Source organism: Marinobacter sp. JSM 1782161 (assembly GCF_011421605.1).
Taxonomy (GTDB): Bacteria; Pseudomonadota; Gammaproteobacteria; order Pseudomonadales; family Oleiphilaceae; genus Marinobacter_A; species Marinobacter_A bohaiensis.
This window is the reverse complement of sequence record NZ_WSSA01000005.1, coordinates 84,243-104,363: the sequence shown is the minus strand read 5'-3', so window position 1 is coordinate 104,363 and position 20,121 is coordinate 84,243. Positions and strand designations below refer to the sequence as shown.

At 64.6% G+C, this 20,121-nt stretch carries 18 protein-coding genes; 11 read left to right on the top strand and 7 right to left on the bottom strand.

Annotation, left to right across the window (positions count from 1 at the left end):
* The first annotated feature begins 110 nt into the window (after window positions 1-110).
* On the top strand, window positions 111-890 hold the full coding sequence (locus GQB00_RS19650) for an IclR family transcriptional regulator domain-containing protein (protein ID WP_111498035.1): 780 nt from the start codon (window positions 111-113) through the stop codon (window positions 888-890).
* On the opposite strand, the gene GQB00_RS19645 is transcribed toward GQB00_RS19650, so the two are convergent.
* Window positions 826-1,791: a LysR family transcriptional regulator gene (locus GQB00_RS19645; protein ID WP_165857532.1), complete on the bottom strand. Its 966-nt coding sequence runs from the start codon at window positions 1,789-1,791 to the stop codon at window positions 826-828. The two genes, GQB00_RS19650 and GQB00_RS19645, sit on opposite strands and share 65 nt — an antisense overlap.
* Window positions 1,792-1,895: 104 nt before the next feature.
* Between GQB00_RS19645 and GQB00_RS19640 the strand changes: the two genes are divergently transcribed.
* The 9 genes from GQB00_RS19640 (at window position 1,896) to GQB00_RS19600 (ending at window position 11,004) form a co-directional block, all read left to right on the top strand.
* On the top strand, window positions 1,896-3,017 hold the full coding sequence (locus GQB00_RS19640) for a muconate/chloromuconate family cycloisomerase (RefSeq protein ID WP_111498033.1): 1,122 nt from the start codon (window positions 1,896-1,898) through the stop codon (window positions 3,015-3,017).
* A 46-nt stretch (window positions 3,018-3,063) separates the two neighbouring features.
* Window positions 3,064-3,354, top strand: coding sequence for a muconolactone Delta-isomerase (catC, locus tag GQB00_RS19635; RefSeq protein WP_111498032.1), 291 nt, complete (start codon window positions 3,064-3,066; stop codon window positions 3,352-3,354).
* Between the two features lie 69 nt (window positions 3,355-3,423).
* A complete protein-coding gene (catA, locus tag GQB00_RS19630; RefSeq protein ID WP_165857531.1) occupies window positions 3,424-4,362 on the top strand; it encodes a catechol 1,2-dioxygenase in 939 nt (312 codons plus the stop codon).
* A 129-nt stretch (window positions 4,363-4,491) separates the two neighbouring features.
* On the top strand, window positions 4,492-5,892 hold the full coding sequence (locus tag GQB00_RS19625; RefSeq protein WP_165857530.1) for a Rieske 2Fe-2S domain-containing protein: 1,401 nt from the start codon (window positions 4,492-4,494) through the stop codon (window positions 5,890-5,892).
* Complete coding sequence (gene benB / locus GQB00_RS19620) at window positions 5,889-6,380, top strand: benzoate 1,2-dioxygenase small subunit (RefSeq protein ID WP_111498029.1); 492 nt, start codon at window positions 5,889-5,891, stop codon at window positions 6,378-6,380. The genes GQB00_RS19625 and benB overlap by 4 nt, the downstream gene beginning before the upstream one ends.
* A 38-nt stretch (window positions 6,381-6,418) precedes the next feature.
* Window positions 6,419-7,447, top strand: a complete 1,029-nt coding sequence (benC, locus tag GQB00_RS19615; protein ID WP_165857529.1) for a benzoate 1,2-dioxygenase electron transfer component BenC — start codon at window positions 6,419-6,421, stop codon at window positions 7,445-7,447.
* The gene (benD, locus tag GQB00_RS19610; RefSeq protein ID WP_165857528.1) at window positions 7,444-8,226 is read left to right on the top strand and encodes a benzoate diol dehydrogenase BenD; all 783 of its coding nucleotides are present in this window, start codon (window positions 7,444-7,446) and stop codon (window positions 8,224-8,226) included. Before benC ends, benD begins: the two co-directional genes overlap by 4 nt.
* A 109-nt stretch (window positions 8,227-8,335) precedes the next feature.
* Entirely contained in the window at window positions 8,336-9,682 is a 1,347-nt protein-coding gene (locus tag GQB00_RS19605; RefSeq protein WP_165857527.1) for an MFS transporter, read from the top strand.
* Window positions 9,683-9,774: 92 nt separating this feature from the next.
* Window positions 9,775-11,004, top strand: a complete 1,230-nt coding sequence (locus GQB00_RS19600) for a benzoate/H(+) symporter BenE family transporter (protein ID WP_322873920.1) — start codon at window positions 9,775-9,777, stop codon at window positions 11,002-11,004.
* A gap of 21 nt (window positions 11,005-11,025) precedes the next feature.
* Here GQB00_RS19600 and pobA read toward each other — a convergent pair whose 3' ends face one another.
* Entirely contained in the window at window positions 11,026-12,210 is a 1,185-nt protein-coding gene (pobA, locus tag GQB00_RS19595) for a 4-hydroxybenzoate 3-monooxygenase (protein WP_165857526.1), read from the bottom strand.
* A gap of 132 nt (window positions 12,211-12,342) precedes the next feature.
* Here pobA and GQB00_RS19590 point away from each other — a divergent pair, with 132 nt between their 5' ends.
* Window positions 12,343-13,272 carry a helix-turn-helix domain-containing protein gene (locus GQB00_RS19590; RefSeq protein ID WP_207950880.1) on the top strand — a complete coding sequence of 310 codons (930 nt, stop codon included), beginning with the start codon at window positions 12,343-12,345 and terminating at the stop codon, window positions 13,270-13,272.
* A gap of 76 nt (window positions 13,273-13,348) precedes the next feature.
* On the opposite strand, the gene GQB00_RS19585 is transcribed toward GQB00_RS19590, so the two are convergent.
* The 5 genes from GQB00_RS19585 to GQB00_RS19565 form a co-directional block, all read right to left on the bottom strand.
* Window positions 13,349-14,638: a TRAP transporter large permease gene (locus tag GQB00_RS19585; protein WP_165857525.1), complete on the bottom strand. Its 1,290-nt coding sequence runs from the start codon at window positions 14,636-14,638 to the stop codon at window positions 13,349-13,351.
* Entirely contained in the window at window positions 14,628-15,155 is a 528-nt protein-coding gene (locus tag GQB00_RS19580; RefSeq protein ID WP_111498022.1) for a TRAP transporter small permease subunit, read from the bottom strand. The genes GQB00_RS19585 and GQB00_RS19580 overlap by 11 nt, the downstream gene beginning before the upstream one ends.
* A 16-nt stretch (window positions 15,156-15,171) precedes the next feature.
* The gene (locus GQB00_RS19575) at window positions 15,172-16,200 is read right to left on the bottom strand and encodes a TRAP transporter substrate-binding protein (protein WP_165857524.1); all 1,029 of its coding nucleotides are present in this window, start codon (window positions 16,198-16,200) and stop codon (window positions 15,172-15,174) included.
* Between the two features lie 396 nt (window positions 16,201-16,596).
* Complete coding sequence (locus GQB00_RS19570; protein ID WP_165857523.1) at window positions 16,597-17,628, bottom strand: TRAP transporter substrate-binding protein; 1,032 nt, start codon at window positions 17,626-17,628, stop codon at window positions 16,597-16,599.
* 378 nt (window positions 17,629-18,006) lie between these two features.
* Window positions 18,007-20,055, bottom strand: coding sequence for a TonB-dependent receptor family protein (locus GQB00_RS19565; RefSeq protein ID WP_165857522.1), 2,049 nt, complete (start codon window positions 20,053-20,055; stop codon window positions 18,007-18,009).
* Window positions 20,056-20,121: the final 66 nt, after the last annotated feature.

Sequence of the window (20,121 nt, the reverse complement as noted above, 5' to 3'; positions counted from 1 at the left end):
ATAATGAACGTATGTTCGGAGGCCGAACGAGCTGGTAGGATGCGCGAAAGCCATAAACCGGCGAGACGTGTGTCTCGTCGCGTTGTCACGGAAACAGAGCAGGCCATTCGATGGATGAAGCGATTCTCAAGCCCGGCGACCGGGATTTCGTCGGCGCGCTGGCCGCGGGGCTGGACGTGCTGCAGGCGTTCGACGCCGACCACCGGCGCATGACCCTCAGCGAAGTGGCGACCCGCACCGGCATGGACCGGGCCAAGGCCCGGCGTTTCCTGCTGACGCTGCACGCGCTGGGGTTCGTCAAGCGGCTGGGGCGACAGTTTGAACTGACGCCCAAGGTGTTGCAGCTGGGCTACGCCTACCAGGCGTCGAACCAGTACCGGCCGATGATCCAGCACTATCTGGAAGACATTACCCGCGAACTGGGGGAATCGTCGTCGCTGGCGGTCCTGGACGGGGACGATGTGGTGTATGTGGTGCGCTCGTCCGCCCATCATCGGCTGATGGCCATCACACTCTCGGTGGGCACGCGTCTGCCGGCCGCCTACACCTCCATGGGACGGGTCTTGCTGGCCCAGTTGAACGACGACGAACTGGACGCCTGGCTGGATAACGTGAAGCTGGAGCGTCATACGCCCACCTCCATCGTAGACCGGGATACCCTGCGCCAGCGCATCGTCGAAGCGCGCGAGCAGGGCTATTCAATTGTCGACCAGGAGCTGGACCTGGGACTGCGCTCGGCGGCGGTGCCAGTCTACGCCGCCAACGGCGAACCGCTGGGGGCGATCAACATCAGTACCAACGCGGCACGGGTGGATATGGATACGCTTATGGAACGCTATCTTCCGCACCTTCGGGAGGTCGCCGAGGCGATCCGCCGTCACGCTCGGTAGCCGGTGGGTAGCGGCCGGTCCGCCGGTTCTCCACCAGTTCCTCCAGAATCACGTTGCTCAGCCGCATCACCGCGTTGGGCGGCTCCCGGCGACGGCAGCAGAGCACCGGCGAGGTGATGTTGTCGTCGTCCAGGTGCACGAACGCGATGTCCTCCCGGTGCACCCGCCGCACCTGTTCCGGCACCAGGCAGAAGCCCATCTCCGACGCCACCAGACCCAGTGCCGTCTGCACGTCATTGACCTGCTGCGCGACGTTGATGCGCAGCCCGCGCCGGTGGAACAGCCCCAGGGAAATATCCACGAAGTTGGGGGCCCGGCCGGCGGGGTAGCAGATCATCGGAATCTCCGACAGCTCCTTCAGGGACGGGCGCTTCTGCGCCAGTGGGTGGCTGGCGGGGAGGGCGGCGATGATGGGTTCATTGAACAGCAGCTCCTGATCCACTTCCGGGTCGTCGATGCGCAGGCGCCCGAAACCGATGTCGATCAGCCCGGTTTTCAGGGCTTCCACCTGATCCCCGGTCTTGAGTTCGTGCAGCACGATTTCCAGGTTCTTGTTCTGACGCAGGCGCCGCACCAGGATCGGTAGCTGGCCATAGAACACGCTGGGCACGAAGCCAATCCCGAAAATCACTTTGCCGTGCGAGGCTATCCGCCGGGTATCCGATACCGTGGTGTTGACCTTGTCCAGAATCTGCCGGGCCTGTTCCAGGAAAAACTTGCCCGCCGGCGTCAAACTCAGGCCCCGCGCCTCGCGAATGAAAAGCGGGGCGCCGATTTCCTCTTCCAGTTGCTTGATCTGCCGTGTCAGCGGCGGCTGTGCAATGAACAGCTTCTCCGCCGCCCGGGTCATGTTCAGCTCTTCCGCCACCACGCAGAAGTACCGCAGGTGCCTTAACTCCATCATACCTCCAGGGTATTGCTCCCCACTAAATCAATATTGGTGCGCCTAAGTGTAACTCCGTACTGTCTGCTTAACGATCACTTTGCAGCGCATACGGAGTCACCATGTCCGCCACCATTCACAGCATCGAAGCCATCCTGGTCGATATCCCGACCATCCGTCCGCACAAGCTGTCGATGACGACAATGGGCTGTCAGAGCATGGTAATCGTGCGTCTGCGGGACTCGGAGGGGCTCGAGGGTTTGGGCGAGGCGACCACCATCGGTGGCCTGAGCTATGGGCCGGAGAGTCCGGAGGGCATCAAGCTGACCATCGATACCTACATCACGCCATTGCTGATCGGGAAATCTTCGCGAAATATCAATGCTCTGAAGGTATCTCTGGGGCAGGCGGTGCGAGGTAATCCGCTGGCCAAGTCGGCCATTGAAACCGCACTGCTGGATCTGGCTGGCAAGCGTCTTAACCGGTCCGTCGCGGATCTGCTGGGCGGTGCCTGTCACGACCACCTGCCGGTGCTCTGGACACTGGCCAGCGGCGACACTGCGCGCGACATCGACGAGGCCCAGACCCTGATCGAATCCCGCCGCCACTGCGACTTCAAACTCAAGATCGGCTCGCGTCCGCTGATGGACGACGTGCGTCACGTCGCGGCGATCAAGGCCGCGGTGGGCGACCGCGCCAGCGTGCGGGTCGACGTCAACCAGGCCTGGGATGAGGTCACCGCCGCCAAGGGCATGGCCGAGCTGCAGGCCGCCGGGGTGGACCTGGTCGAGCAGCCCACGCCGGCCAAGGAGCTGGGGGCGCTGGTGCGCCTGTCGCACCGCTTCCACATCCCGTTGCTGGCGGACGAGGCGATCAGCGATGCCACCGACGGCTACCACCTGGCGGCGGCCGGTTTCTCCGGCGCCTATGCCCTGAAAATCGCCAAGGCCGGCGGCCCGGTCGCTGCGCTCAATGTGGCGCGGGTGGCGGAAGCGGCAGGCGTCGGACTCTACGGCGGCACCATGCTGGAAGGCACCATTGGCACCGCCGCCGCGCTGCACGCCTGGTCGACCCTGAAAGAACTGCACTGGGGCACCGAGATGTTCGGCCCGCTGCTGATGAAGGACGACATCGTGGTGCAGCCCCTGAACTACCACGACAACGGCGTCGACCTGCCGGCGGGACCGGGCCTGGGTGTGGCGCTGGACGAGGACAAGCTGGCCGAGTACCGCCGCAAGGGCTGAGTACCGTCGCCGATCGAATCAACCATTGCATCAAGCGGAGACACGCATGCTGTTCAAAGTAGAAATGACGGTGAACCTCCCGGCGGACATGCCGGAAGCCACGGCGGCCGACATCAAGGCCCGGGAAAAGGCCTACGCCCAGGAGCTGCAGACTCAGGGCAAGTGGCGTCACCTGTGGCGCATCAGCGGCAGCTACGCCAACGTCAGCGTTTTTGACGTGGCCGACAACGCCGAACTGCACCAGCTGGTCAGCAGCCTGCCGCTGTTCCCGTACATGGACATCAACGTGACGGCCCTGTGCCGCCACCCGTCTTCGATCCATGAGGACGACCGTTAACGAACGGCGGGGCCAATCAGTCCCCTCCTGATGAAACGAGCAATAAGAACAAAGACCGAGGAGCTAACGATGACTGTCAAAACAATGCACACACAGGACGTCAAGGAGCTGTTGGAAAAGGTCGCGGGATTCGACCAGCAGGGCGGTAACGACCGCTACAAGAAAATCATCCATCGACTGGTCGGCGATGTGTACCGACTGATCGAGGACTTCGATGTCACCCCGGATGAGTTCTGGCACGCGGTGAACTACGTCAACCGTCTGGGCCAGAACGGCGAAGCGCCGCTGCTGGCGCCGGGGCTGGGCTTCGACCACTACCTGGACATCCGCATGGACGCCGAGGACGCCGAACGCGGCCTGACTGGCGGCACGCCCCGCACCATCGAAGGCCCGCTGTACGTGGCCGGTGCACCGATCAGCGACGGTTATGCCCGCATGGACGACGGCAGCGAAGACGCCGAAACCATGATCGTGACCGGTGTTGTGCGCGACCAGAACGGCCAGCCCCTGAAAGAGGCGGTGGTCGACATCTGGCACGCGAACACCAAGGGTGGCTATTCCTACTTCGACACCAGCCAGAGCGAATACAACCTGCGTCGTCGCATCCGCACCGACGAGAACGGCCGCTACGTCGCCCGCAGCATTGTCCCGTCCGGCTATGGCTGTCCGCCGGAAGGCGCCACCCAGGCGGTACTGAACCAGTTGGGGCGTCACGGTAATCGTCCGGCCCATATCCATTACTTCGTGTCCAAACCGGGCTATCGCCATCTGACCACCCAGATCAACCTGGCCGGCGACAAATACGTCTACGACGATTTCGCCTTCGCCACCCGCGAGGAGCTGGTGATCGACGCCGAGCGCGTCGAGGACCCGTCGCGGGCGGAAGCCTATGGCCTCAACGGCCCCTTCACCGAAGTCGTGTTCAACGTCGACCTGGTCTCGACCGACGACGCGACCCTTCAGGATCGTCACACCCGGGCCCGTGCGCTCGAAGGTGAGGCTGGCTGATTTTCCCGTAAACCGGACCGTCCCTGTTTTGTGATTGCGACGGCCTGCCCCGGCAGGCCGACAGGGGGCCTCTACGCCGAAAAACAGCCAGGCCCGCCCGGCCATCACAAGAACAAGAGGAGAGATGAGATGACGAACAAGCTTGATCAACTGCAAGAGAAAGTCCGCAACGCGGTCGTCGCCGACCCGGAAACCGGCCGTTACCAGTGCGACCGCGGCATCTTCACCGACCGCGACCTGTTCGAACTGGAGATGAAATACATCTTCGAGGGTAACTGGGTCTACCTGGCGCACGAGAGCCAGATCCGCGAGCCCGGCGATTACTTCACCGTCACGGTGGGACGCCAGCCGGTGGTGATCACCCGCACCAAAGACGGCGAGCTGAAGGCGATCCTCAATACCTGCTCGCACCGGGGCGCGACCCTGTGCCGCAAGAAGCGCGGCAACAAGACCTCGTTCACCTGCCCGTTCCACGGCTGGACCTTCCGCAACGACGGCAAGCTCCTCAAGGCCAAGGACCAGAAGAAAGGCGGCTACCCGGAGCAGTTCAACACCGATGGCTCCCACGACCTGAAGCAGATGCCGAAGTTCGAGAACTATCGTGGCTTCCTGTTCGGCAGCCTGAATGCGGACGTGGTGCCGCTGGAAGAGCACCTGGGCGAGACCACCAAGATCATCGACAACATCGTCGACCAGTCCGAGGACGGCCTGGAGATCCTGCGCGGCAACTCGACCTACACCTACGAGGGCAACTGGAAGCTGACCGCCGAGAACGGCGCCGACGGCTACCACGTCTCCACGGTGCACTGGAATTACCTGTCCACCATGGGCCAGCGCAACTACGACAAGGGCGGCACCGAAGCGGTGGACGCCAAGAGCTGGTCCGCCGAGGGCGGTTTCTATTCCTTCGAGCACGGCCACATGATGCTCTGGACGCGCCTGCTGAACCCGGAGGTGCGGCCCATCTTCAGCCAGCTTGAGCGTCTGCAGGAGACCTACGGCGAGGCCCGTGCCGACTCCATCGTGCGCACTACCAAGAACCTGTGCCTGTACCCGAACGTGTACCTGATGGACCAGTTCTCCACCCAGATCCGGGTGGCCCGTCCGATCGACGTCAACAAGACCGAGATCACCATCTACGCCTTCGGCCCCAGGAACGAGCCGGCCGAGCTGCGCGCCAAGCGCATCCGGCAGTACGAGGATTTCTTCAACGTGTCCGGCATGGGCACGCCGGACGATCTGGAAGAGTTCCGCGGTTGCCAGAACGGCTATGAAGCCCGCGATATGCGCTGGAACGACATGAGTCGTGGCGCGGCGCACTGGATCGACGGCCCGGACGAGCACGCCAACCAGCTCGACATGAAACCGATCATGAGCGGTGCCAAGCCGGAGGACGAGGGCCTCTACGTCAACCACCACCAGCACTGGCAGGACGAAATGAGCCGGGCGATTGCGGCCGAGAAGGCGCGCTTCATCCCGATGGCGGCATCCGACGGTGAAACAGAAGGTGAAAAGGAGGGCACGGCATGAGCCTGAGTTACCACGACATCGAGCAGTTCATCATCCGCGAGGCCCGTTTCCTGGACGACCGCGAGTGGGACAAGTGGCTCGAGTGCTACCACCCGGACGTCACCTACTGGATGCCGGCCTGGGACGACGACGACGAGCTGACCGAGGACCCGCAGACCGAGATCTCGCTGATCTACTACCCGAACAAGGACGGCCTGGAAGACCGGGTATTCCGCCTGAAGACCGAGCGCTCGGGTGCCAGCTCACTGCCGGAGCCGCGCACCACGCACTTCACCAGCAACCTGGAGATCCTGTCCCAGGACGACAACGAGGTGAAGCTGCGCTTCAACTGGCTGACCAAGGCCTATCGCTACAAGCAGTCCGCCGAATACTACGGCACGTCCTTCTACACCCTGGACGTTACCGGCGAGCGGCCGCTGATCCGCGAGAAGCGGATCGTTCTGATCAATGACTGCATCAACCAGGTACTCGACGTCTATCACCTGTGAGGGCGTCAACCAGCCTGGATTGATGGGAGGGCAACATCATGAGTTACAACATCGCGCTTAACTTCGAAGACGGGGTCACCCGCTTCATCGACTGCAACGACGGGGAAACCGTGCTGGATGCGGCCTACCGCAACCAGATCAACCTGCCGATGGATTGCTCCGACGGCGTGTGCGGCACCTGCAAGGGCCGCTGCCACCAGGGCGCGTTCGACATGGGCGACGAGTACATCGACGAAGCCCTGTCCGACGAGGAAGCCGAGCAGGGCATGGTGCTGACCTGCCAGATGGTGCCCTCCAGCGACTGCGTGGTGGAGGTGCCGGCGGCCTCGACCCTGTGCAAGACCGGCATCGCCGAAGTGGCGGCGACCGTGGCGGAAGTCAACCTGGTGTCCAGTACCACCATCGAGCTGAAGCTCAGCGCCGATGACGACATCGGCTTCCTGCCGGGCCAGTACGTCAATATCCAGGTGCCAGGCACCGAGGAGACCCGGGCGTACTCGTTCAGTTCCGAGCCCGGCAGTCGCGATCTCAGCTTCCTGATCCGCAACGTGCCGGGCGGCCTGATGAGCAGCTACCTGGTGGGCACCGCCCGCACCGGCGATACGCTCACGCTCACCGGCCCCATGGGCAGCTTCTACCTGCGCGCGGTGGAGCGCCCGGTGCTGATGCTGGCCGGTGGGACCGGTCTGGCGCCGCTGCTGTCGATGCTCAAGCACCTTAAAGCGAACCCCAGCGACCAGCCGGTACACCTGATCTATGGCGTCACCAACGACGACGATCTGGTTGGCCTTGATGCCCTGGATGCGTTCGCCGCCGAACTGGACAACTTCACCTACACCACCTGTGTGTCGGGCGAGGCCAGCGACCACCCGCGCAAGGGCTACGTCACCCAGCATATGGACGGCGCGCCGTTGGCCGATGGCGATGTGGACGTCTACCTGTGCGGGCCGCCGCCGATGGTGGACGCGGTGCTGGGGTACTTCCGTGACGAGGGCATTGAACCCAACTCGTTCCACTACGAGAAGTTCACCCCGAGCGCACCGGCCGCCAAGGAGAAAGTCGCATGAGCCTGCGTTTCCAGGACAAGGTGATGGTGATCACCGGCGCCGCCCAGGGGATCGGGCGGCGGGTCGCCGAGCGGGCCGCCGCCGAGGGCGCGCGACTGGCCCTGGTGGACCGCTCCGATCTGGTCCTCGAGCTGGTCGCCGAGCTGACCGAAACCGGGGCCGAGGCCATTGCCCTGCAGGCCGATCTGGAAACCTGGGACGGCGCCAACGGGATTGCCGACAGGGCCCTGTCCCACTTCGGCCGGATCGACGTGCTGGTGAACAACGTGGGCGGGGCGATCAACTTCAAGCCGTTCACCGAGTTTTCCGACACCGAGATCAGCGCCGAGATCACCCGCTCGCTGATGCCCACGTTGTGGTGCTGCCGGGCGGTGCTGCCGGCCATGGTCGCCCAGCAGGGCGGCGTGATCGTCAACGTCTCCTCCGCCGCGACCCGGGGCATCCACCGGATTCCGTACTCGGCCGCCAAGGGGGGAGTCAACGCGATTACCGCGTCGCTGGCCTTCGAGTATGCCGAGCACGGCATCCGCGTCGTGGCCACCGCGCCGGGCGGTACCGAAGCGCCGCCGCGGCGGATCTCGCGCGGTACGCCGGAAGCCACGAACGCGCAGGAAAAAGCCTGGTTCCAGGCCCATATCGACCAGACCAAAGCGTCCTGCCTGATGCATCGCTACGGCACGCTCGACGAGCAGGCCGGAGCCATCCTGTTCCTGGCCTCGGACGACGCCAGCTACATCACCGGAACGGTCCTGCCGGTGGCCGGGGGAGACCTGGGCTGACCGGCGGGACGTGAGAGAGACCCGGAAAACACAACGCATCCGACAAACCAAGCTGTTCCCCGCCTGCGGGCGGGCTCCCGACAACAACAAGTAGTGGAGCACAACAGAAATGAATACGATCGACGTCAACCGCGTGGTCGACCACGCGCGCTTTACCAAGTTCCACTGGAACGTACTGTTCTGGTGCACCCTCATCATCATTTTCGACGGTTACGACCTGGTGATCTACGGGGTCGTCCTGCCGCTGCTGATGGAACAGTGGCAACTCAGCCCCATGGCCGCTGGCGCCCTGGGCAGTGCCGCCCTGTTCGGCATGATGTTCGGCGCGATGGGCTTCGGCATGCTGTCCGACGCCTGGGGGCGCAAGAAGGTGATTATCCTGTGCGTGGTGCTGTTCAGTGTCACCACGGTGGTTAACGGCTTTGCCTCCACGCCCTGGCAGTTCGGCATCCTGCGCTTCATCGCCGGGCTCGGCATCGGCGGGGTGATGCCCAACGTGGTCGCCCTGATGACCGAGTACGCCCCGAAACGCAAGCGCAGCACCCTGGTGGCGCTGATGTTCAGCGGCTATGCCGTGGGCGGCATGATGTCCGCCGGCCTGGGCATCTGGATCGTCCCCACCTTCGGCTGGGAAGTGATGTTCTACCTGGCCGTGGTGCCGCTGCTGATGCTGCCGCTGGTGATGCGCTACCTGCCGGATTCGGTGGCGTTCCTGAAGAAACAGGGCCGTGAGGACGAGGTGCGCGCCATCGTCCGGGCCATTTCGCCGGAATCCAACATCCGTGAACAGGACACCCTGGCCCTGCCGCCAGCCGAATCCGACCAGGCGCCGGTGGTGGAGCTGTTCCGCAACGGCCGTACCATGAGCACCCTGATGTTCTGGACCGCCTTCTTCACCTGCCTGTTGATGGTCTACGCACTGGGCTCCTGGCTGCCCAAGCTGATGTCCATGGCCGGCTACGGTCTCAGCTCCAGCCTGATGTTCCTGATGATCCTCAACGTCGGCGCCATCGTCGGTGCGGTGGGTGGCGGCTGGCTCGCGGATCGTCTGTCCCTGCGCAAGGTGCTGGTCAGCTTTTTCGTCCTCGGCTCCGCGTCGCTGATCATGCTGGGCCACGAAAGCCCGATGTGGCTGCTGTACACGCTGGTCGGCATTGCCGGGGCCACCACCATCGGCTCGCAGATCCTGCTTTACGCCTATGTGGCGCAATACTACCCGGCGGCGATCCGTTCCACCGGCCTGGGCTGGGCCTCCGGCATCGGCCGCAACGGCGCCATCGTCGGGCCGCTGCTGGGTGGCGCGCTGCTGGCGCTGGCCCTGCCGCATCACATGAACTTCCTGGCATTGGCGGTGCCGGGCGCGATCGCCACCCTGGCCATGCTGCTGGTGGATCGTGAACGCAAGCCGGCGACGCCCGACGTGCGGCCGGCGACCGCCCTGTCCGGCAATACCTGACGGTCACTGGGGCTCCTCTTTGTTCGCAAGCCCCACTTTGCCCCGGCGGTTTCACGGCCTCCGGGGCCGTTTTCGTTTCTGACCCGAGGAGAGTGAACCCGATGTTTCGAGACTGGTCGATCTCAGCGGTGACCGCCGGTTTCCTGGCGGTATTGATATCCTATTCCGGGCCGCTGGCCATCTTTTTCCAGGCCGGTGACAGCGCCGGCATTTCACCGGCCATGATGACGTCCTGGGTCTGGGCCATTTCCATCGCCGCGGCGTTGTCCGGCATCCTGCTCAGCGTCTGGCTCAAGGTGCCGGTGGTGACCGCCTGGTCGGCGCCTGGCACCGCGCTGCTGGTGACGCTGTTTCCGTCCCTGTCCCTGAACGAAGCGGTGGGGGCCTACATCACCGCCGCCGTGATCATCTTCCTGATCGGCGTGACCGGTCTGTTCGACGGGCTGGTGCGCCGTATTCCGAAAGGCATCGCCGCCGGCATGATGGCGGGCATCCTGTTCCAGTTCGGGCTGGGCGCCTTCCAGGCCATCGAAACCACGCCGGCCCTGGCGGTGGGCATGGTACTGGCTTACCTGGTGTTCCGGCGGCTGGCGCCGCGCTACGCGCTGGTCCTGCTGCTGGTGACGGGGGTTGCGTTGGCCGTCACGTTGGAAGGTGCCTCCCTGTCGGCGGTTGAGTGGTCGATTGCGGTGCCCCAGGTGATCGCACCGGAGTGGACCCTGCACGCCACCCTGAGCCTGGCGCTGCCGCTGGTGCTGGTCAGCCTCACCGGTCAGTTCCTGCCCGGCATGGCGATCCTGCGCGGCGCCGGCTATCGCACACCAGCACGGCCGATCATTGGCGTCACCAGCTTGGTGTCCCTGCCGTTCGCCCTGTTTGGCGGCATCACCACGGTGGTTGCTGCGATCACCGCGGCGCTGTGTACCGGCAGGGACGCGCACCAGGACCCGGACAAACGCTACGTGGCGGGCATCGCCAACGGGCTGTTCTATCTGGTGGGCGGGCTGTTCGCCGGTTCCATCGTGAGTCTGTTCACATCCCTGCCGGACGCCTTCGTCACCGTGCTGGCGGGGCTGGCGCTGATCGGCGCGATCGCCGGCAACCTGGTGTCGGCGCTGGGAGAGGAAAGTCACCGCGAGGCGGCGGCCATCACCTTCATCGCCACCGCGTCGAACATGTCGCTGTTCGGTCTGTCCTCGGCGTTCTGGGGCGTGGTGATCGGCAGTGCGGCCTACCTGATCCTGCATCGAACCTATGGCACGCGGCGGAAAGCGGAAGCCGGGGGGCAGGCGGCGTCTGATGGGGAGCGGCGCACAGCCTGATGCCGTGCGCCGCGTTACGGATTACTCGATGGACTCGTAGGGCAGGCCCACGTAGTTCTCGGCAATGACCCGAAGGCCGGCTTCCGTGCTGGTGTGGTAGTCCAGCTCCGCCTGGCGCAGGCGGTATTCGAACTCGTCCTGGCCCTCGAAGCGGTGCAGCAGGGACGTCATCCACCAGGAGAAACGCTCGGACTTCCAGACCCGGCTCAGGCAGGCCCGGGAGTAGTTGGGGATCAGGTCCGTGCGGCCTTCGTGGCACACTTTCATCAGCAGATGGTACAGGCTGTGGACGTCGCTGGCGGCGAGGTTCAGCCCCTTGGCACCGGTCGGCGGCACGATGTGGGCGGCGTCGCCCACCAGGAACAGGCGGCCGTACTGCATCGGTTCGGTGACGAAGCTGCGCAGCGGCGCGATGCTCTTCTCCAGCGACGGGCCGGTCACCAGATTGGCGGCGGCGTCCTCGGGAATGCGGCGCTTGAGCTCGTCCCAGAAGCGCTCGTCGGACCAGTCTTCCACTTTCTCGTCCAGCGGCACCTGCACGTAGTAACGGCTGCGGGTGGCCGAGCGCTGGCTGCACAGGGCAAAGCCACGTTCGTGGTGGGCGTAGATCAGCTCGTCCGAGACCGGCGGTGTGTCGGACAGCAGGCCCAGCCAGCCGAACGGATAGACCTTCTCGAAGGTGCGGATGCGGTCTTCCGGGATGCTCTGGCGCGAGACGCCGTGGAAACCGTCGCAACCGGCAATGTAGTCGCAGTCCAGGCGCAGGCTCTCGCCGTCTTTCTCGAACGTGACGTAGGGAGCGTCGGAGTCGACGTCGTGCAGCTTCACGTTGTCCGCTTCGTAGAGGGTCTGGCCGCCGCTGGCTTCGCGGGCTTCCATCAGGTCGCGGGTGACTTCGGTCTGGCCATAGACCATCACCGACTTGCCACCGGTCAGCCCTTTGAGGTCGACGCGCACGCGGCGGTTGTTGAAGGCCAGCTCGACGCCGTCGTGGGGCAGGCCCTCGGCGTCCATGCGCTGGCTGGCGCCGGCTTCGCGCAGCAGATCGGCGGTGCCCTGTTCGAGCACGCCGGCGCGGATGCGGCTGAGCACGTACTCGCCGCTGCGGCGTTCCAGAATGACGTTGTCGATGCCCTGGCGCTGCAGGAGCTGGCCCAGGAGCAGGCCGGACGGTCCGGCGCCAATGATGGCAATTGTTGTTTTCATCGGTGTACCTCGGTCGTTCTTGATCTCGTTGTTGCTTGTAGTTTTCCGGGAAATGCGCTGGGATATAAGGCAAAATCTGAACAAAGAATTGGACTTTTGCGGGATTTGATGACGAGCGAACGTGGAGGCGGCATGGTGACGAAACCGGTCCGGCCGGCAGCGGACATGGAGCAGATCCCGGTGTTCAAGCTGTACGGGGAAACCCGACAGTGGCCGACGCCGGATTTACTGCACTGCGAATCCATCGCCGCCCGCAGCCGGCTGCACGACTGGCACATCCGCACCCACCGCCACGCTGATCTGGTGCACGTGCTGCATATCCGGGAGGGGCAGCTGACGCTGGAACTGGAAGGGCTGGAACATCAGGTGGCGGGGCCGGTGTTCATCGTCATTCCGGCCATGACCATCCACGGCTTCCGGTTCAGTCGGGACACCGACGGCCACATCATTACCCTGGCGCGACCACTGGCGGAACATCTCGTCGCCTGGCCCGGGCCGGTAGCGCCGGTGTTGACTCGCGCCGGCTTTTATCCGCTGCACGAGGCCGGTTTGGCCGAACGGATACAGCGCCTGGTGGAGGAAGTCGCCGAAGAATACCGGCACCCGGCCGCCGGCCGGGAGATGGCGCTGCACGGCCTGATCCAGGCGCTGGTGACCCAGTTGATGCGGCGCAAGGAGCGCGGCGGCCAGGCCATGGAACCGGCACCGCAAACCGGCAGTCGCTCGGAGCGTTCGGAAGGGCATGTGCGCGACTTCCAGGCCCTGATCGAGAGCCACTTTCTGAGCCAGCCGCGGGTGGAGTGGTTCGCCGAATCCTTGGGCATCACCGCCGCCCACCTCAATGCCCTGTGCCGTCGCGAGACCGGCGCCAGCGCCCTGCAGCTTCTGCACGAACGGGTGCTGCTGGAAGCCAAGCGCAACCTCACCTACACCAACCTCACCATCAGCCAGGTGTCCGACCTGCTGGGTTTCTCCGAACCGGCCTACTTCACCCGCTTCTTCAAGCGCCTCACCGGCATGACGCCCAAGGCGTTCCGGTTGCGCCATGGCGACGAAGGGTAGGGCGGTCGCCCGTCGGACACAAAAAAGCCCGGAACCAGAGGTCCCGGGCGCAACGGGGAAGGGTGTGTCTTCCGGATCAGACCAGGAAGACGGTGACCAGAGCCGGGAATACCAGCAGCAGGGCCAGGCGCAGGAAATCCGAGACGATGAACGGCGATACGCCGCGGAAGATTTCCCCCAGTTTGACGTGGGGCGCCATGGCCTTGATCACGAACACGTTCATGCCCACCGGTGGCGTAATCAGCCCCAGCTCAATGGTCAGCACGGTGACGATGCCGAACCAGACCGGATCGATGCCCAGGGACTGAACGATCGGGTACACCACCGGCACGGTGATCACCAGCATGGCGATGGAGTCCATGAACATGCCCAGCAACAGGTACAGGGCCAGGATGCACAGGATGACCACCATCGGGGCCAGATCGGCGTTGAACAGCAGGTCACTGATCGAGAAGGAGATGCGTGAGACGGAAATGAAGTAGCCCAGCATTTCCGCGCCCACCAGCATGAAGAACACGACGGTGGACAGCGCCAGGGTTTCCTTGACCGCCTGGCACAGCTCGCGGGTGCGCAGCCCCTTGATGACCGCGTACACCAGGGTGGCGAAGGCGCCAACGCTAGCCCCCTCGGTGGGGGTGAACAGGCCGTAGTAGATGCCCAGGATGATCAGCAGGAACACCGCGAAGAACGGCGCCAGCCCGGACAGGGACAGCAGCTTCTCGGTCCAGCTGGTGCGCTCGCCGGCCACCGCCAGGGATGGTTTGAGGCGCATCACCACGCTGATGGTCACCGCATACAGCACCAGCCCCATCAGGCCTGGTACCAGGCCGGCCATGAACATGTCGCCCACGGACTGCTCGGTCAGGATGGCGTAGATCAGCAGCGCGATGCTGGGCGGGATCATGATACCCAGGGTGCCGCCCGCCGCCAGGGCGCCGGTGGCAAGGCCACGGTTATAGCCGTAGCGCTCCATTTCCGGCAAGGCAACGCGGGTCATGGTGCTGGCCGTGGCCAGGGAGGAACCGGAGATGGCGGAGAAGATTCCGCACGACCCCACGGCCGCGATCGCCAGGCCGCCTTTCCAGCCGCCGCAGATGGTGCGCGTGGAATGGAACAGCTTGCCGGCCATGCCGGAATGCGCCGCCAGCACGCCCATCAGGATGAACATGGGAATGGCGCTGAAGCTGTAGTTGGACAGTACTTCCACCGGTACCGTCTTGAGCTGGGCGATCGCCGCGTCCCAGGTGATCACCTGGGCGAAGCCGACGAAGCCGACAATCAGCATGGTCAGTGCAACGGGGACCCGCAACACCATCAGTACGAGCAGGGCGCCGAGGCCGATGGCGCCAATCATTTCACTCGCCATGGGACACCTCCGCGTGGGTACCGAAAACGACACTGAGGATGGACTCGATCAACGCGCGCAGACCCAGCAGGAAGCTCATCGCGGCGGCGGCGTAGTAGATCGGACTCATCGGCAGGCGCAGGTCCTGGGTCACTTCGCCGTGCTTGGCGGCGCCTTCGGCCGAGTTGAGCAGGCCGATGAAAATGACCAGGCCCAGGGCCGCAAAACCCAGCAGGTAAATCCCGTGCAGGCGCGACTTGATGGCCTCCGACAGGTTATGTGTCAGGGCTTCGACCACCACCTGGCTTTTTTCCACGTTGGCCGCCATGGACGCCAACAGGGAACACAACAGCAGGTAGCTGACCAGCTCGACGCTGCCGGTCACCCGCAGCGCGATGGCGCCGTCGGTGAGCCGGAACAGGTAGCGCGTCGCCACATCGGCGATGGTGACCCCGAGCAGGGCCACCAGGGCGATGCCGGCGATGATCCAGCACAGGGTCGCGAGCTGACGGCTGAAGCTTTCAATCCGTCGTTGCATGACTATCTCCGGAATATCAGTCGGCGCAGCTCTGGCGTGCTGCCAGCGCGGCCTGGTAAACGTCGTGGGCCTGGGTCAGTCCGCGCTCCTCGAGTCCTGAGAGGTAGTCTTCGATTCCTTTCTTCAGCGGAGCCTGCCACTGCGGGTCGTCCAGCGGGTTCTCCACCACCTTGATGGTGTGGCCGGCGTCTTTCGCGGCCTGCTTGCCGGCCTTGTCCAGACCGTTGAACACGGCGCCGGCCTTGTCCGCCCACTTCATGCCGGAGTTGGCGTCGATGGCAGCCTTCTGTTCCGGGCTCAGGCGGTCGTAGCTGCGCTGGTTCATGGTGGCCACGAAGATCAGCGAGTAGAAGGGCACTTCGGTGTGGTATTCGGCCAGCTCGTTGAGACGGAACACCTTCATGCCTTCCCAGGGAAAGCTCAGGCCATCGATGACGCCACGCTGCATGGAGGTGTAGATATCCGGCGCGGGCATGCCCACCGGGCTGGCGCCCATGTTCTCCAGGATATCCCCGGCCACGGCGGTGGGACGGCGGATGCGCAGGCCGTCCAGGTCGGAAGGCTTCTCGACCAGCGTGTCACGGGTATGGATGTAGCCCGGACCGGTGGTGAACATGAAGAGCACGTGGGTGTCTTCGTACTCGCTGGCGATCTGGCCGTCGTCATACAGGGTCTGCAGCACACAGGCACCCTGGCTGGCGGTGCTGGCCACGCCCGGCAGTTCCACAATCTGGGACAGCGGGAAACGGCCCGCGGTGTAGCCCTGGGCGGTGATGGCGATGTCGGAGATGCCGTTGACCGCGCCCTCGTAGGCATCGTCGGCCTTGGTCAGGGTGCCGGACGGGAAGTTCTGGACGCGCAGCTCACCGTTGGAGTCGGCTTCCACGGCGTCGATCCATTGCTCGAAGATGTCCTGGTTGATGCCCGATGCGGCGGGCCAGAAATGGGACATTCTCAGCGTGGAGGCCGCCTGGGCGGTCGCCGATACGCCTGCTACGGACAGGGCGAGGGCAAACGGTAGGTACTTCTTGAGTTTGTTATGCATGAGTGGCTCCGGCCTTTTGGTCTTGTAGATTGCTCTTATAGTTTGGTCTGTCTTTGTTCGAATAACGAACTTATGTTCGCAAGCCGAGTTCGAGTATACAAATCGTTCAGTGTTTCGTGAAGAGCGCATTGACAAAACTGTCGACCCGGATCGCACGTCGCCTAATCGTATGCTTCCTTATTATCCATTCGAAATCCACGTCGGCCTTGTCGGGCGGTGCCATGGCCGGGCCGCTGGCACGTACATGTCATAGCCGTCCGGCGCCGGACGCTCGTCGGGTATCCTTCAATAAAGGAGAGGCGGCGGGTGAATACAAGGGCGCGCCGCGGCCTCCGGCACGGAGGCGCAACGCGTGACGGAAGGGGGCGCGGGGCGCCCCCTTTCCGAAGCGGTGCGTTATTGACCGCTGGTGCAGGCGTTGCTGGCGGCCTGGGCTGCCTGATAGACCTCGCGGGCTGGCAGACCGCGCTCTTCCAGCTTGCCCAGGTAACTCTCGATGCCCGCCGTGAGCGGGCCCTGCCAGTCCGGGTTCTCCAGCGGTTCCTCGATTTCCAGGATGGTGTGGCCGGCTTCGACCGCTTCTTCCTTGCCCTGGCGGTCCAGTTCATTGAACACCTCGCCGGCATTCTCCGCCCACTTCATGCCGGAATTGGCGTCGATGGCGGCTTTTTCCTCCGGGCTCAGGCGGTCGTAGGTGCGCTGGTTCATGGTGGCGATCAGCCCCAGGGAATAGAACGGAACCTGGGTGTGCTGGGTGGCCAGCTCATTGAGGCGGAAGGTCTTGATGCCTTCCCAGGGCAGGCTGACACCGTCGATCACGCCGCGCTGCATGGAGGTATAGATGTCCGGCGCCGGCATGCCTACCGGGGTGGCTCCCATATCGGTCAGCATGTCGCCCACCAGGGACGTGGGCCGGCGGATGCGCAGACTGGCCAGGTCTTCCGGCGTTTCCACCAGGGTGTCCTTGGTGTGTACGAAGCCAGGGCCGGTGGTGAACATGAACAGCGGATGGGTATCGGCGTATTCGTCGTCCAGGTGGCCCTCGTCGTAGAGGGTCTGCAGCACGCAGGCGCCGGCCGCGGCGGTGGGGGCGATGCCCGGCAGCTCGACGATCTGGGTCAGCGGGAAGCGTCCGGCGGTGTAGCCCTGGACAGTGATGCCGACATCGGCGATGCCGTTGGCCGCCGCTTCATAGATGGCGTCGGCCTTGGCCAGGGTGCCTGATGGGAACATCTGCACGCGCAGCTGGCCGTTGGAGTCTTCCTCGACGGCATTGGCCCAGGCCTTGAAGAGGTTCTGGTTGACGTCCGACGCGGCCGGGAAGAAATGGGCGACGCGCAGGGTGGTGGCCGCCTGGGCGCTTAGCGCGGTCCCGGCCAGCGACAGGGCGAGGGCGTAGGGTACGTATTGCTTGAGTTTCTTGTTCATGGGTGGCTCCGGCCTTGTTGTGTTGTTGAACGGCTTGCCGTGTTCGAATAACGAACTTGTGTTCGCAAAGCGACTTCAGTATACAAATCGATCAGCGCTCCGTGAAGGGCGCTTCGACAAATCCGTCGATGCCATGGGGTATTCTCCGGGCACCGACGACGGCAGGGCGAGCGGCTGGTCCGCTCCGGGCTGGTCTCTGGCAACACCTGCGGCCGCCTCCCCCGATAATCTCGCTCTGACCCGTTTCTTCGGACCGTTTCTTCGACATCGTGCTGGGCAGTGTGATCGGCTGGATCGGTGGCTGGGTGATCCACTACACGCGCCGGTTCCGGCAACTGGAGGCGCGGATGGAGGCCTGGAGGGGCTAACGGGACACTACTAGAACGTCAGTTCAATCCCGGCGTACCAGGTGCGCCCAGACGCCGGCTCGAAATAACGGTCGTTGCTGGCGTTGATGCGTACGTTGGCGAAGTAGTCCTCGTCCAGCAGGTTGCGGATGCCGGCGTACGCCTTGAGTAAGGTGTCGCGCCCGACGTACCAGCCATCCCCGCCACGCAGACCCAGCAACCAGTAGTCATCGACCTCCACGGTGTTGGCGTCGTCGGCTTTCATATCGCCCACGTAGCGGGTCTCGAGGGCGGCAAAACGCTCGCCGGCGCCGTTCCAGTGCAGCTCGGTGTTCCAGGTCCGCTCCGGCAGACCGGGGATGCGGTTGTCGTCGTAGTCGTTGCCGTTGGCGGTGTAGTCGTCGAAGCGGTAGCGCGCCAGCGTCAGTGCCGACTCCACTCGCCATTGGGGCGCGAAGCGCCAGCCCAGAGCCAGCTCGACGCCCTTGCGGCTGGTATCGCCGGCGTTGCGGTAGAAGGTGCGGTCGTTGTCGCCGGGCAGCTCGTAGGGGATCAGTTCGTCGCGCACGTCCACCCAGAACAGGGTGACGTCGTAATCCACGCCGTAGCCGAGATCGCCGCGCAGGCCCAGTTCGCGGTTGAGCGACTGCTGCGGCTCGATGTCGGGATTGAAGCCGCCCACGCCGCTGGGGTTGGCGAATTCCGAGAAGGTGGGCGTCTCGAAAGCCGTGCTGACGTTGGCGTACACCTGGTGGAACGGCCGGTAGCGGTAGCTCAGCCCGGCCGAGCCGCTCCACTCGCGGAAGGTCTGTTCACCACTCTGGTTGCCGTCGCTGGGGAAGTGGTCGTCCACGGCCAGCTCGACGCGGTCGAAACGGCCGCCCAGGGACAGGGTCAGCTTGTCGGTCAGGTCCAGGTCGGTCTGGGCGAAGGCGCCGACGGCGGTGGCGGTCTGCACCTCGTCGGCGGTGAGCCCGCCGATGTCGCCGGCGAAGGAGACCTCGCGGCGGCCGCGATCGTCGCGCTGGCGGCGCGCTTCCACGCCGGCGACATAGCGCAGCGGCCGTCCGCCCAGCGCCAACGACTGGCGGTACTCGGTGCTGGCGCCGAAGTAGTCGCGGTCGTAATGGATCAGGCTGTCGCCGGGGTAGGGCAGCTGCTGCTTGAAGTTACGGCGCAGGTAGAACGTCTTGACGTACCATTCGCCCGGGCCGGCGGAAAGGTCCTGGTATTGCAGCCCCAGCACCTGTTGGTCGACGCTCTGGCCGGTGTCGTACTCCTCGGTGAAACGGCCGGCCTGCTCGCGATCTTCCTCGACCTGTTCGGCGGTCAGGGCGCCTGGATCCTCCGAGCGCGGGTTGTCGAGCAGATTGAATACGGCAGTGAGCGCCCGGTCATCGCCCAGATCGCGTCGCAGCTTACCGTTGAGCAGGTACTTCTCCACGTGGCTGTGATCACGGTAGCCGTCGGTATTCAGGGCCGAGACGCTGAGGTTGTGCGACCAGGGGCCATTTTCGCCGCTGTTGCCGGCGGCAAACTGGCCATAGCCGTCGCTGCCGCCTTCCAGTCGCAGGGTGGTGTGATCCGGCTGGCGGCGACCGTCGGGCGTGGTGACGCTGAGCACACCGCCGGCGGCGTTACCGTAGAGCACCGACGCCGGACCGCGGATCACCTCGATGCTTTCGGCGGTGTTCAGGTCGATGGCATCGAGTTGCGCCTGGCCGTCGGGCAGGGTGTAGGGGATGCCGTCCACCAGCACCGTCACGCCGCGGACCCCGAACGCCGCCCGGGCGCCGAAACCGCGGATCGATACCCGCTCCCCTTGGGCGTAGTTCTCCCGGTTCTGCAGGAATACGCCGGGCACCTGGCCCAGGGATTCGTCCAGCTTGAGCCGCTGTTGGCCCTGGGCGATGGCGTCCTCTTCGACCACCGAGGTGGCGGCGGGCGTGTCGTAGAGTTCCCGCTCCAGGCGGCCGGAGGTCACGGTGATGCTGTTCAGTTCGGTGGTTTGCGCGGCGCCCAGCAGCGGGCTGGCGGAGAGAGCCAGCAGCAGCGGGGCCCGGAATCGTTGGGTCGGCATCGCGAAGGGCCTGTGTCGGTCGACGTCGTCGGTAAAAGGCGGATGGCCGTTGAATTGTCCGATTGG